The 11,948-nt window shown below is 59.2% G+C and carries 14 protein-coding genes; 1 reads left to right on the top strand and 13 read right to left on the bottom strand.

The features are described 5' to 3' along the window. Positions 1–5 precede the first annotated feature (5 nt). Positions 6–1,025, bottom strand: a complete 1,020-nt coding sequence (locus ACSMDR_RS15760; RefSeq protein ID WP_436468848.1) for an amino acid ABC transporter substrate-binding protein — start codon at positions 1,023–1,025, stop codon at positions 6–8. 372 nt (positions 1,026–1,397) lie between these two features. Between ACSMDR_RS15760 and ACSMDR_RS15755 the strand changes: the two genes are divergently transcribed. Beyond that, positions 1,398–1,613: a DUF1107 family protein gene (locus ACSMDR_RS15755; RefSeq protein WP_040318987.1), complete on the top strand. Its 216-nt coding sequence runs from the start codon at positions 1,398–1,400 to the stop codon at positions 1,611–1,613. A gap of 54 nt (positions 1,614–1,667) precedes the next feature. Here ACSMDR_RS15755 and ACSMDR_RS15750 read toward each other — a convergent pair whose 3' ends face one another. From ACSMDR_RS15750 to ACSMDR_RS15695, 12 genes are all read right to left on the bottom strand, one after another. After that, complete coding sequence (locus ACSMDR_RS15750) at positions 1,668–1,985, bottom strand: DUF2845 domain-containing protein (protein WP_040318981.1); 318 nt, start codon at positions 1,983–1,985, stop codon at positions 1,668–1,670. Then, positions 1,970–2,983 carry an ABC transporter permease gene (locus ACSMDR_RS15745; protein WP_005897164.1) on the bottom strand — a complete coding sequence of 338 codons (1,014 nt, stop codon included), beginning with the start codon at positions 2,981–2,983 and terminating at the stop codon, positions 1,970–1,972. Before ACSMDR_RS15745 ends, ACSMDR_RS15750 begins: the two co-directional genes overlap by 16 nt. Before the next feature lie 55 nt (positions 2,984–3,038). Then, entirely contained in the window at positions 3,039–3,920 is an 882-nt protein-coding gene (locus tag ACSMDR_RS15740) for an ABC transporter ATP-binding protein (RefSeq protein ID WP_436468847.1), read from the bottom strand. A gap of 124 nt (positions 3,921–4,044) precedes the next feature. Then, positions 4,045–4,656: a BamJ family beta-barrel-assembly machinery protein gene (gene bamJ / locus ACSMDR_RS15735; protein WP_005897170.1), complete on the bottom strand. Its 612-nt coding sequence runs from the start codon at positions 4,654–4,656 to the stop codon at positions 4,045–4,047. Between the two features lie 249 nt (positions 4,657–4,905). Then, a complete protein-coding gene (locus ACSMDR_RS15730) occupies positions 4,906–5,628 on the bottom strand; it encodes a copper homeostasis protein CutC (protein WP_436468846.1) in 723 nt (240 codons plus the stop codon). A 43-nt stretch (positions 5,629–5,671) separates the two neighbouring features. Continuing rightward, entirely contained in the window at positions 5,672–6,574 is a 903-nt protein-coding gene (locus tag ACSMDR_RS15725; protein WP_436468845.1) for an ROK family protein, read from the bottom strand. A 105-nt stretch (positions 6,575–6,679) separates the two neighbouring features. Beyond that, positions 6,680–7,186 (bottom strand): GNAT family N-acetyltransferase, encoded by a 507-nt coding sequence (locus ACSMDR_RS15720; RefSeq protein WP_436469334.1) that lies wholly within the window; start codon positions 7,184–7,186, stop codon positions 6,680–6,682. Further along, positions 7,186–7,992, bottom strand: a complete 807-nt coding sequence (locus tag ACSMDR_RS15715; RefSeq protein ID WP_436468844.1) for a M48 family metallopeptidase — start codon at positions 7,990–7,992, stop codon at positions 7,186–7,188. Before ACSMDR_RS15715 ends, ACSMDR_RS15720 begins: the two co-directional genes overlap by 1 nt. Before the next feature lie 146 nt (positions 7,993–8,138). Further along, on the bottom strand, positions 8,139–9,113 hold the full coding sequence (locus tag ACSMDR_RS15710; RefSeq protein WP_436468843.1) for a PstS family phosphate ABC transporter substrate-binding protein: 975 nt from the start codon (positions 9,111–9,113) through the stop codon (positions 8,139–8,141). Between the two features lie 182 nt (positions 9,114–9,295). Continuing rightward, on the bottom strand, positions 9,296–10,606 hold the full coding sequence (gene phoR, locus ACSMDR_RS15705; RefSeq protein ID WP_040318983.1) for a phosphate regulon sensor histidine kinase PhoR: 1,311 nt from the start codon (positions 10,604–10,606) through the stop codon (positions 9,296–9,298). A gap of 8 nt (positions 10,607–10,614) precedes the next feature. After that, positions 10,615–11,304 carry a phosphate regulon transcriptional regulator PhoB gene (phoB, locus tag ACSMDR_RS15700; RefSeq protein ID WP_005897186.1) on the bottom strand — a complete coding sequence of 230 codons (690 nt, stop codon included), beginning with the start codon at positions 11,302–11,304 and terminating at the stop codon, positions 10,615–10,617. A gap of 95 nt (positions 11,305–11,399) precedes the next feature. Next, entirely contained in the window at positions 11,400–11,816 is a 417-nt protein-coding gene (locus tag ACSMDR_RS15695; RefSeq protein WP_005897189.1) for a VOC family protein, read from the bottom strand. Positions 11,817–11,948 lie beyond the last annotated feature (132 nt).

Here is an 11,948-nt window from a genome sequence, read left to right as displayed (position 1 = left end):
AATACCTAGCGAATGGGTGGTGCGTACATGAGACCACCCTTGTTCCACAAGGCATTGATGCCACGGTCTATCTTGAGTGGTGAGCCGGCACCGACGTTGCGCTCGAACATCTCACCGTAATTACCGACCTGCTTGATGACGTGATAAGCCCACTTGTCATCCAGGCCGAGTATGCTGCCCTTGGGATCCTCAAGCCCGAGCAGACGGCGTATATCCGGGTTGGTGGATTTAAGCATCTCATCCACGTTGGCACTGGTCACTCCGGCCTCTTCGGCGTTGAGCAGCGCAAACATGCTCCAGCGCACCACCTTGAGCCAGGGCTCATCCCCTTGGCGTACCACAGGTCCCAGCGGCTCCTTGGAGATAACTTCAGGCAGCACTATGGCGTTCTCCGGCTTGGAGAGCTTGATCTTGAGGGAGTAGAGCTGGGATTGATCCGAGGTCAGCACATCGCAGCGCCCGGCCTCAAAGCCCTTGACAGTCTGATCCGAGGTATCGAACACCACTGGGGTATATTTCATGCCACCGTTGGCACGGAAATAATCGGCCAGGTTGAGCTCGGTGGTGGTTCCAGACTGGATGCAAACGGCAGCACCATCCAGCTCCTTGGCACTTTTTACCCCTAGGGTTTTGGAAACCATGAAGCCTTGACCGTCGTAGTAGTTGACCCCGGCAAAGGTGAGACCAAGCGAAGCATCACGGGTCATGGTCCAGGTGGTGTTGCGCGAAAGTATGTCAACCTCCCCGGATTGCAGCGCGGTGAAGCGCTCCTTGGCGGTAAGGGAAACATATTTGACCTTGGTTGCATCCCCCAGCACGGCGGCGGCGACGGCGCGGCACACATCCACGTCCAGGCCGGTCCAGGTGCCCTTGGCGTCCGGGTTGGAGAAACCGGGCAGACCATCCCCGACCCCGCACTGTACGAACCCTTTCTTCTTGACCGCATCCAAGGTGCCTTCAGCCCAGACATTGGCCGCCGTCAGCGACAACGCAACCAGCACGCCAATTTTATGTATCTGTTTCATATCACTCTTCCCTGTGGTTCAACTCACATTTTCATCACCGCAGCCTGCCGATGACACGTTTCCTTTCCGCACTTTTTGCAGCTTATCCAGCCCGAAAAAAGCCTGTCAATCGGTGCAAACAAGCACTGGACTGGTGCAACAGCACAAAATATCCAGATGGCCCGATATACATGTTGTGAATAAAAAATAGACCCATATCGCCCAAATAGCATACTAATGATACCGGTAATGGCCATGCGGATCTTTTTTGTGCTTATTTGCCAGCGCCCCAAAAGGGGGCGACACTTTTTATTACAACTGACTCATATGGTTCATATTTTTGTCATGACGCACCGTCATAGTGGGCCCTGTCCAAACGAGAAGGTATATCTGATGAAGGTGTTCAAGAGCTTGTCCCCCCGCCAGATAGCACGCCATGTGAAGAGTTTTCACCGGGGCAGTTTCATGGTCGAGGAGATGGGGCTGTTTGAATTTACCAGGGGTGAGATCACTCTGGAGAACCTGCGCTGCAACAAGACGTTGAGTCTGGCAACCAGGGTTAACCGGGTGCTTCGTGGCCTGCGTCAGGACAACTTATTGTTGGGATAACTTCCGCGAGTCTTATTGGTCCTTTGCTTCCATATTCTTTTTTCGGCCCGCAGGTCACTGACCGCGCGGGCCGTCTTCTATTTCCGTGATGACACCATTCTCGACGGTGACAAACTGCATGAACTGGCTGCTACCGAAGTTATAGGTCCAACGCTCCGCGTACTTGACCGTCATGCGGGCACCAAAGCCATTCTCCTCATAACGGGTCAGATCTTCCCTGAGCATTGGTTGGCCGCACCGCACCAGCAGGATGGCCGTGCTGTCTCCCTCCGTCAGCAGATCGCGCTTGCAGCGCAGTGTGCCGGCGCTGACAGGCAGTGCCAGCGCACACAGCAGAAGAAGCGAAAGCAGACTCTTCATTTGGCGTTCCATCTGAACAGGGCGGCACCCAGGGTGACGCAACACAGGGTGAACAGGCCTATCTGGGTCAGCATGCCTGTGACCTCTTGCCAGCCGGCCCCCTCCAGCATCACGGCCCGTGCCGCCTCAATGATCTGGGTCAGCGGCAATCTGGCCGCCACCGCTTGCAGCCATGGGGGAGATCCTTCCAGTGAAAACCAGACACCGGATAAGAACATCATGGGCAGACTGATGAGATTGAGCAAGCCGCTGGCCAGCTCCTCATTCTGGATGCGGGCAGCCACCAGCAGACCAAGGGAAGCCATCGCCGCCCCGCCCAGCAGAGTGATGAGCAGCAGTAACCAGCCAGAGCCAAGCAGGGGGGTGCCGAGCAGCCAGTAGGCGACCAGAAATACCAGCAGGCTCACTACCAGCGTGATGGCGACCCTCGATAACAGTTGGGCACAGAGAAACTCGGTCGCGGTGAGCGGGGTCGCCCTCAACCGCTTGAGCACACCGTTCTTGCGATAACGCACAATGACATAGCCGACCCCGAACAGGCCGGAGAACATCAGATTCATGCCAATCACCCCCGGCAGCAACCAGTCCCCATAGCGAATGGCCTTACCCGGCAAGATATCGCGCACCAATGGGGCCATGCTGATCTGCTTGAGCAGGTACTCGGCCAGCCCCCCACTCGGCGAATCCGGATTGACCCAGTAATTGCCCCCGGCAGGATTGAGCAGCAAATCCAGTTGATGGTGACGGACCTTGAGCTGGGCAGAGGCCAGGTCCTCATACTTGATCAGCTTGAGCTGCGGTATGGTCTCGAGGGCCTGGTAGGCAGCGGGCAGCGTCCCTACGACGCCGAGCTGGAGCAAGGGTTTCTGGTTGCCGGTGAAGATAAGGGAGAAACCCAGCACCAGCAGCAGGGGCACCGCCATGTTCCAGACCAGGGCGGCGCGATCGCGCACAAACTCCAGATTTCGGGCATAGAAAAGGGCGGCAATGCGCCTCAGGCTGTCTCTCATTCCAGGCTCCTTGCCATGGTTTCGCCCAAAGAGGCATAGGCCAACAAAGCGCGGTTCATGCCCCGCTCCTCAGGCTATGGCCGGTCAGCTTGAGAAAGAGATCCTCCAGATTGGGGGAGCGGATCTGCATGCCAGTCAGGGGGATCTGCAACTCGATCAGGCGCGGCATCAGGGTTGCAATATCGGGGCAAGTCAGCTCCATCAACTCCCCCTGCCGGCTAAGCGGGAGTGCCAGTTGCATCAGGGCCGGGTGCGCAGGCAGGCGTACCAGCACCCCATCGAAATGCTGATCGAGCAGCGCCTGTGGGGTGTCCAGGCTCAGCAGGCGACCTCTGTCGACGATGGCAATGCGATCGCACAGCTGCTGCGCCTCATCCATATAGTGGGTGGTCAGCACTATGCTCTTGCCCTGGGCCTTGACTGCCTTGACCCTGTCCCAGAAGTGGTGACGAGCCTGGGGATCCAGGCCGGTCGTGGGTTCATCGAGAAACAGCAACTCGGGGTCGCCAAGCAGGGCCAGGGCCAGCAGCAGTCGCTGGCGTTGGCCCCCGGAGAGACGGCGACTGTCCCTGTCGACGAAGTCTTCCAGGGCACAGAGGTTGATTAACAACTCGAGAGGGAGCGGTTTGGGGTAAAGGCGGGAGAAGAGGCGCAAGGTATCGCGCACGGTCAAGAAATCCTGCAACGCCGTGTGCTGAAACTGAATACCGATGCGCGAACGATAATCAGGGCCGGGGGGCGCGCCATGAAACAGGATCCGGCCACTATCCGGGGTTAGTACCCCTTCAAGCAGCTCTATGGTGGTGGTCTTGCCGGCCCCATTGGGGCCAAGCAGGCCGAAACAGCTGCCATCCGGGATGGCAAAGCTCAGGCCATCGACCGCCTTGACGCCGGCGAAATGTTTGACGAGATCGACTACTTCGATGATGGCCGACATGGGTTCCCTCCCCCCTTGACTCATCCGACTATAACGAAATCCGGAGATCCCTCCCACCTTCGTCGCCATCGGGCCAAAAACAAACGGCGGCCCGAAGGCCGCCGCTTGCATCGAGCAGACTGGATCACAGAATGTCCAGCAGCTCCACTTCGAATACCAGCGCGGAATAAGGTGCGATGGAACCGGCACCACGGGCGCCGTAAGCCAGATCATGCGGGATGAACAGCTTCCACTTGGAGCCAACCGGCATCATCTGCAGGGCTTCAACCCAACCGGCGATCACGCCAGTGACCGGGAACTCTGCCGGCTCACCGCGGGCAACGGAGCTGTCGAATACGCCACCATGGGTGAAGGTACCATGGTAGTGCACACGCACGGATTGACCGGCAACCGGCACTGCGCCATTGCCCTCAACCATGACTTCGTACTGCAGACCGGAATCGGTCACCTGAACGCCATCGCGCTTGGCATTCTCGGCCAGGAACACTTCGCCATCGGCGGCGGCGGCCTTGGCGGCGACTTCCTGCTCGGCTTGCATACGGTTGGTGATCACCTGGAAGGCGTCATTGATATCATCACGGCTGACAGCGAACTCCAGACCGTTGAGGGCATCTGCCAGACCTTGCTGCAGGGCAGGAATATCCAGGCCGGCGAAGGCTTGCTGAGCCAGCTGATCACCCATGTTGCGGCCGATGCCATAACTGGCCTTCTGTTCGATAGAGTCGTATTGGGACATTGAGATTCTGCTCCGGGTCCATGTGTCAAAAGAGCGGATATGATAACAGAATTTTTACCGAGGTGCTGCCGCCAAGGCCCATGCCGGCACGCCCTTGTGACCTGGCGCTCCATTCGGTTGCAGAAAGGGCCAGGCTGCGTCGGACTTGAGGCAACCCCCTTCCGGCGAACAGATCCAGATGGCAGATTCGACTGGTGACAACAAAAACGGCCAGCAAGGCCGGCCGTTTTTCTCTGCACCGCAACCTGCTTATTGGTCCAGCAGAGCCCGCACTGCGGCAACCTTGGCGCCATCGGTGATGTTGATCCGGCCATCGTCCGAGGTCCCCATGTTGACGCCATGGGGCACCATGCCACCGCGCCAGCCCATGCCGGACATATGCACCTCACTCACCCCGGTAAATTCCAGGATGGTTCGCACGTTGTCGGCATTGACCCCGGCCCCCGGCATCAGGCTGGCGCGCCCCGCCAGGGCCTGCGCCATGGCTTGCAGGGTTTCCAGACCCGCCAGGGCGGTCGATGCATGGCCAGAGCTCAAAATCCGCTCACAGCCAGATGCGACTATGGTCTCCAGATCGGCGCGCCAGTTAGCGCTGAGATCGATGGCGCGGTGGAAGGTGACGCCCAGGGGGCCAGCAGCCACCATCAGCTGTTGGAGCTCAGTCGCGGGCACACGCCCCTGTTCATCGAGCAGGCCAACCACCACCCCTTGCAGACCCGCGGCGCGGGCTGCGGCTATGTCTTGCAGCATCAACTCAAATTCGAGTTCGCTAAAACAGAAATCCCCGGCACGGGGCCTGATCATGGCATAGATGGGAACACGGCCATGGCGTGCAGCCTGCTGCATGAAGCCATAGGAGGGAGTGAGCCCTCCAAGCCCGAGGGCCGAGCAGAGCTCAATACGGTCTGCCCCCGCATCCTGAGCGGTAAACAGGGATTCAAGGTTATCGATGCAGACTTCGAGACGGGTCATCATAACTCCTCGTGATGGATGAGGTGAGACCCGTCATCGGGTCTCACAGATGGAGCAGCGCCGCACCACGTACCCCGCCTGCACCGCCGAAACGGGCCTGGCGGATCTCGGGCAGAGCCACCCCGGGCAGCAGGTGCCCCGGCAGGCGCAGCGGCAATTGTTCATAAAGAGCGGCCAGGCCACAGAGGCCACCACCGAGTACCACCACGTCCGGATCCAGCACGGAGAGTGCAGTGGCCAGCCCCGCCGCCATGATTTCGAGCCAGCAATCCAGGGTTGCGACCGCATGAGGCTCTCTGGCCTCGAAACGCGATACTATCTGCTGGCCGGAGGCGCGCTCGCCACTCAGATGCAGGTAGAGACGCTCCAACCCCGTACCGGAGGCATAAGTTTCGAAACAAGCGAGTCGACCACAGCCACAACGTGGGCGAGGCAGGTCGGGGTACTTCATCAATATGGTGCCGGGCAGCGGATAGTGACCTATCTCCCCCGCCAGCCAGTTGCGGCCCTGAACCAGACGGCCATTGACATAGACGGCGCCGCCGATGCCGGTACCAATGGTGACCGCCAAGGCCGCGTCGGCTCCTTCGGCTGCCCCTTGATGCACTTCGGACCAGAGGAAGCAGTTGGCATCGTTATCGACCCGCACCTCGCGATCGAGCCTGGCACCCAGATCCGCTCCCAGATGGCGGCCGTTGATACAGGGCAGATTGGCGGCCACTATGCTCTTGTCGGCACGGTTGAGGATGCCCGGAAAGCCGATACCGACGGTGCCACGCACGCCATAACGTTTATCCGCCGCCAGCACTCGGCCAAGGATGATCTGTTGCAGCGACTCGTAGTCGTCCCCCGGGGTCGCCAGACGCTCCTCGTGACACAGGGTCAAGGCACCGTCATAGACGGCAAACGCCACCTTGGTACCACCTATATCGAAACCGTAATACATGCCCACACTCCCTTGCAGCTGAGAAAACGACTCTGTTCCAGAGCTGGTCATTGTATTAATTCGCAAGAAAAATAAAGTGACCCACCCCGAAAAAACGGAGCCTAGTCACAAGTCGCGGGACATTTTTTGCTGCAGGCAGGGTCGGCCCTGCTGGCTCAGAGTGCGTTGGACGCCATCGAACTGAAAACCGCGGCGCAGGTAGAAGCCTTCCCCCACCAGGTTGCCTGTCAGCAGCCAGAGGCTGACTCGATCATACCCGGCTCGCCGCATCTGCATGGCCACCGCCTGCCAGAGCCGCTTGCCATAACCATGACGCCAATGGGCCGGATGCAGATAGAAGGCGCGGATATGCGCCTCGGGACCCGTCTCGCCATCCTGATGCCGCCAATAGAGCAGACCCACTACCACCCCCTGAACACAGACCAGCATGGGCCTTGGGTCATTGCTTCCCAGCCGCCTGCGCCACAACTGCAAGTGCACACTCGGGGATAGGTTGTCGAGCAAGTCGGCGCCCAGTATTTCGCCATAGGCGGCCAGCCAACTGGCTCGCTGCAACACCGTCATAGCGGCGGCGTCCTGCTGGCGGGCCATGCGCAGTGTCACCTCCGGCATTACCTTTTGCACTGGGGAGTCAGGCCGGCGGCACGGGCCTGTTGGTAGAGGGGGGTTGCCGTTGCAAGCTCGGCGCTCAGCTCACTGATCCGGCTCTCATTGCTCGGGTGGGTGGAGAGCAGCGCGGGAGGCGTCTTGCCCCCGGCGGCCTGCCCCATGTTCTGCCACAGCGGGATAGCCTCGGACGGGTTAAAACCGGCGCGAGCCATCAGATCCAGCCCCAGCCGATCCGCCTCACTCTCCTGCTCCCGCCCATAAGGCAGGCTCACGCCGACCTGAACACCGAGCCCGAGCGCCGCCATGGCCGCACTGCCGCCCTGGCTGCTACCCAGGGCGGCATCGGCGACCGCCAGACCCAGCCCGGTCAGCTGATCACGGGAGAGACGCTCGTTGGAGTGCTGAGCCAGCACGTGTGTCAACTCGTGGCCGATGACGGTGGCTAGCTGATCCTGATTCTTGGCCACATTGAGCAGGCCGCTATAAACCCCGATCTTGCCGCCAGGCAGGGCGAAGGCATTGACCTGCTTGGAGTCAAACACCACCACCTCCCAATTGCTTATGCCATAACTGCTCGGCACCTGAGCGGTCACCGCCTTGGCGACACAAGAGACATAGGCATTGAGCTTGGCATCCTTGCTCACCTTCTCCTGCTGCTTCATCTGGTTAAAGGAGTCAGCCCCGAGTTGGTTCATCTGCTGAGGAGAAAAGAGCAACATCTGACTGCGGCCCGTGGGGGACTGGGCACAGGCGCCGAGCAGCAGGGTGCTGGCGGCCAGCAGTGTCACTTTGGAGAGAGCAGAGATCATCAACAGGATCCTTGTAGCTGGGAATGTCCTATTTTCGGGAAAGGTGGCGCCGCGCGCAAGTGACTATGATTTGTCGCCCTCATTTACGCCCATAAAAAAACGAGCCCGATTGGGCTCGTTTTTGGCACTCTTGCCAAGAAGCGGTATTACATCATACCCAGCTTCTTCAGATCGGCTTCGACCACCTTGGCCGGCACCGGTACATAACCGTCTTTGGCGACGATGGTCTGGCCCGCTTTGGAGAGGATGAGTTTGACGAACTCCTGCTCCATCGGGGCCAGCGGCTTGTTCGGGTGCTTGTTCACGTACAGGTACAGGAAACGTGACAGCGGGTACTTGCCGGTGATGGCGTTGTCGGCGTTGGCTTCGATGAAGGTCTTGCCATCTTTGGACAGGGGCACGGCACGCACGCCGGAGGTGACATAACCGATACCGGAGTAACCTATCCCGTTCAGGGAGGAGGAGACGGACTGCACCACAGAGGCGGAACCCGGCTGCTCGTTCACGCCGCTCTTGAAGTCGCCGTCACACAGGGCGTGCTCCTTGAAGTAACCGTAAGTACCGGATACCGAGTTGCGACCAAACAGTTGCAAGTCCTTGCCTGACCAGTTGCCATCCAGACCCAGATCAGCCCATTGGGTGGCGGCCTTGCTCTCGCCGCACTTGAGGGTGCTGGAGAAGACAGCATCAACTTGCTGCATGGTCAGCCCCTTGATGGGGTTGTCCTTGTTGACGAACACGGCCAGGGCATCGACGGCAACGCGAATAGCGGTCGGCTTGTAGCCATAACGCTTTTCGAATGCTTCCTCTTCACCTGACTTCATGGCACGGCTCATGGGGCCGAACTGGGAAGTGCCTTCGGTCAGGGCGGGAGGAGCGGTGGAGGAACCAGCGGCCTGGATCTGAACGTTGACGTTCGGATAGACGCGTTTAAATTCTTCGGCCCACAGGGTCATCATGTTGGCCAGGGTATCGGAACCCACGGACGACAAGTTGCCGGAGATGCCACTGATAGGCGTGTATTCAGGCAGATTTTTGTCGACGCCGTAAGCCATAGTGCTGGCAGAGAACACCACTGCAGCAGTAACACCGATAACAGCAGCCAATTTGTTGAGTTTCATCCAATCTCTCCAAAATTACAGAAGGTCCGTTCTTTAAGACGGCGCCAGTATCTGACCTGGCAGTGACAAATTTATGTCTTATTCATGACGCTTTGATGACAGTCAACCAGATAAGCCAGAAACATAAAGGGCCGCTGCTGCGGCCCTTCATGTTCATAAAAAATAAAGACAATCAATGGGTTCTATTTTGCGATCGCAGACTTTGCCACCACCAGGCGCGCCGGGATCAGGAAACTGAAGCGACTGCCCATGCCAACCCGGCTATCAATATCCAGGTGAGTGTCGTGATGACTCAGGGCATGCTTGACGATGGCAAGGCCAAGGCCGGAGCCGCCGGTGTGGCGCGAGCGCGCCTTGTCCACCCGATAGAAGCGCTCGGTCAACCGCGCCAGATGCTCAGAGGTGATCCCCTCCCCCTCATCGCTCACCGCAAACAGTGCCAAGGCCCCCTGCCTGCGCCACTCCACCACAATCTTGCGACCGGGCGGCGTGTAGTGGATCGCGTTGTAAACCAGGTTGGACACGGCACTGCGCAGCTGATCCTCGTCACCGAGCAGCCTGAGATCCGGCTCGACCAAGAACTCGATGACGTGTGCCCTTTCTCCGGAGAGCGCCCGCGCTTCCTGTTCGAGCAGAGAGAGCATGGCCGGCATGTCGACCCTGCGGGAGAGGTCGATATCCGGCGCAGCCTCGATGCGCGACAGGGTGAGCAGCTGGTTCACCAGGTTATCCATGCGCACCGTCTGCTCCATCATGACCTTGTGGGCCTTGGCCCACATAGCCGGAGGGGGCGGCTCTTCGGTCATCTCAAGATACCCCTTGAGCACGGTCAGCGGGGTACGCAACTCATGGGAGACGTTGGCCACGAAGTGTTTGCGGGTCTTCTCCAGGCTGCGCAGCCGGGTCACGTCCCGCACCACCAACATGGCCTGATCCTCGGCGTAGGGCATGATGCGAAATTCGAGAAACTTCTCCTCGTTGATGGGGGAGTGCATCTCGAAAGGCTCATCGTAATCACCCTTGTTGAGATAACTGACGAAGCTGGGTTGGCGGATCAGGTTGCCGATATGCTGGCCCGCGTCCTCCGGCCAGCGAAAGCCGAGCAACTGTTCGGCCAGCCGGTTGCACCAGAGGATGCTGCCATCGGTGCGAAACACCACGGCGGCATCGGGCAACGCTTCGGCACCCTCCCTGAAACGGCGGATCAACCCCGCCAGCTCACGGCGTCGCGCCCTGTGACGCTGTTGCAGCTTGTAGATACCGTTGAAAATGTACTCCCAGCTGCCACTGCCGCTTGGCGGCACCAGGCTGCGATCGTGCCACAGCCAATCAGAGAGCCGCTTCTGGAAACGGTAATGCCAAGCCAGATGCAGGCAGGTGGCTGCCAGCAGACTCAGGGCCAGGCAATCCATCAACCATCCAAACAAGACGAAGGGCAGGTAAAAAAATGCCATTCGCCACAACTGTCGCCGCCAGGCGTAGGGTTGCAACATAGCTGCCTCTAGAGACGGGTGGAGAAGCGATACCCTGCCCCGCGAACCGTCTGGATCAATCTGTCGTGGCCCGAGCCTTCAACTGCCTTGCGCAGCCGGCGAATGTGCACATCCACCGTCCGGTCTTCCACATAGACGTTGGTGCCCCAGACGTTGTTGAGCAACTGTTCACGGCTGTAGACCCGCTCAGGATGGGTCATGAAGAAGTGGAGCAACTTGAATTCTGTCGGTCCCATATCCAGCGCCTTGTCTTCGGCACTGACCCGGTGGGAGACGGGATCCAGCTTCAAGCCCTGTACCTCAATGACCTCGTCCACCGAGGTGGGCGACACACGACGCATCACGGCATGCAGGCGAGCAGTCAGCTCCTTGGGAGAGAAGGGTTTGGTGATGTAGTCATCGGCTCCGGCCTCCAGGCCGCGCACCTTGTCCTCTTCCTCACCCCGGGCAGTCAGCATGACCACGGGGATCTGGCGAGTCATCTCATCTTGTTTGAGTTGCTTGAGGAACTGGATACCGCTGCCCCCCGGCATCATCCAATCCAGCAGGATCAGTTCAGGGTAAGGCTCGCACACCTTGGCCAGCCCCTCGGCGAAATCCGCCGCCTCTATCGCTTCGTATCCTTTCTGTTCCAGTACAAAACAGAGCATTTCGCGGATCGGTGCCTCATCCTCGACCACCAGTATTCGCTTTGCCATATCCCTTCTCTCTCCTCATGAAGATTGGTGCGCCAATTATTAGAATTTTGTATGACACTTTTATGACTTTATGACAGCGAGGAGAATAAACGTTTTCAGTCGCGACTGTCAGCATGGCGCGCCAACAGGTCCCAACGGTTGCCACTGATATCCTCAAACACCACCACAGTGCCGTAACTCTCCTCGCGCGGCTGTTCACAAAAGTGGACACCGGCGGCACGCATCCGCTCGTAATCTCCCCAGAAATCCTGAGTCTCCAGGAACAAAAAGACCCGGCCGCCCCCCTGCTTGCCGATATGAGATGCTTGCTCGGCATTGGCGGCCCGTGCCAACAGCAGGGCGCAGCCAGCTTGGGTCGACGGGGCGACCATGACCCAGCGCTTGCCTGGTTTGCCCGGCTCATCGAGAAGCGTGTCTTCGAGCAAGGTGAAGCCGAGGGCCTGGGTGAAAAAAGCGATGGCGGCATCATAGTCTGCGACCAGCAGGGTAAGGGCGCCAAGGTGAGAGGCCATGGGGAGTTCCTTATGACAGCGAGGATCAATGAGTGTGAGAGGCCCGGCAGCCAGACAGCAAAACAGGGCCGGATGGCCCTGTCATTATACCTGTCGGTACGCTGGCATTAACAGCGCGTCATGGGCGCGAGC

Origin of the sequence: Aeromonas molluscorum (genome assembly GCF_051376105.1) — a bacterium.
In the GTDB taxonomy this organism is placed as follows: Bacteria; Pseudomonadota; Gammaproteobacteria; order Enterobacterales; family Aeromonadaceae; genus Aeromonas; species Aeromonas molluscorum.
The sequence above is the reverse complement of the archived record's forward strand: the minus strand, read 5'-3'. Positions and strand labels throughout refer to the sequence as shown.

Excerpts from the sequence above, each read along its gene's own strand:
- ACSMDR_RS15740 (WP_436468847.1), bottom strand. The coding sequence starts at position 3,920 with ATGTCGGCCATCATCGAAGTAGTCGATCTCGTCAAACATTTCGCCGGC.
- ACSMDR_RS15720 (WP_436469334.1), bottom strand. The coding sequence starts at position 7,186 with ATGCCGGAGGTGACACTGCGCATGGCCCGCCAGCAGGACGCCGCCGCT.
- bamJ (WP_005897170.1), bottom strand. The coding sequence starts at position 4,656 with ATGTCCCAATACGACTCTATCGAACAGAAGGCCAGTTATGGCATCGGC.
- phoR (WP_040318983.1), bottom strand. The coding sequence starts at position 10,606 with ATGTTGCAACCCTACGCCTGGCGGCGACAGTTGTGGCGAATGGCATTT.
- ACSMDR_RS15745 (WP_005897164.1), bottom strand. The coding sequence starts at position 2,983 with ATGAGAGACAGCCTGAGGCGCATTGCCGCCCTTTTCTATGCCCGAAAT.
- ACSMDR_RS15730 (WP_436468846.1), bottom strand. The coding sequence starts at position 5,628 with ATGACCCGTCTCGAAGTCTGCATCGATAACCTTGAATCCCTGTTTACC.
- phoB (WP_005897186.1), bottom strand. The coding sequence starts at position 11,304 with ATGGCAAAGCGAATACTGGTGGTCGAGGATGAGGCACCGATCCGCGAA.
- ACSMDR_RS15695 (WP_005897189.1), bottom strand. The coding sequence starts at position 11,816 with ATGGCCTCTCACCTTGGCGCCCTTACCCTGCTGGTCGCAGACTATGAT.
- ACSMDR_RS15760 (WP_436468848.1), bottom strand. The coding sequence starts at position 1,025 with ATGAAACAGATACATAAAATTGGCGTGCTGGTTGCGTTGTCGCTGACG.
- ACSMDR_RS15750 (WP_040318981.1), bottom strand. The coding sequence starts at position 1,985 with ATGGAACGCCAAATGAAGAGTCTGCTTTCGCTTCTTCTGCTGTGTGCG.
- ACSMDR_RS15715 (WP_436468844.1), bottom strand. The coding sequence starts at position 7,992 with ATGATCTCTGCTCTCTCCAAAGTGACACTGCTGGCCGCCAGCACCCTG.
- ACSMDR_RS15725 (WP_436468845.1), bottom strand. The coding sequence starts at position 6,574 with ATGTATTACGGTTTCGATATAGGTGGTACCAAGGTGGCGTTTGCCGTC.
- ACSMDR_RS15755 (WP_040318987.1), top strand. The coding sequence starts at position 1,398 with ATGAAGGTGTTCAAGAGCTTGTCCCCCCGCCAGATAGCACGCCATGTG.
- ACSMDR_RS15710 (WP_436468843.1), bottom strand. The coding sequence starts at position 9,113 with ATGAAACTCAACAAATTGGCTGCTGTTATCGGTGTTACTGCTGCAGTG.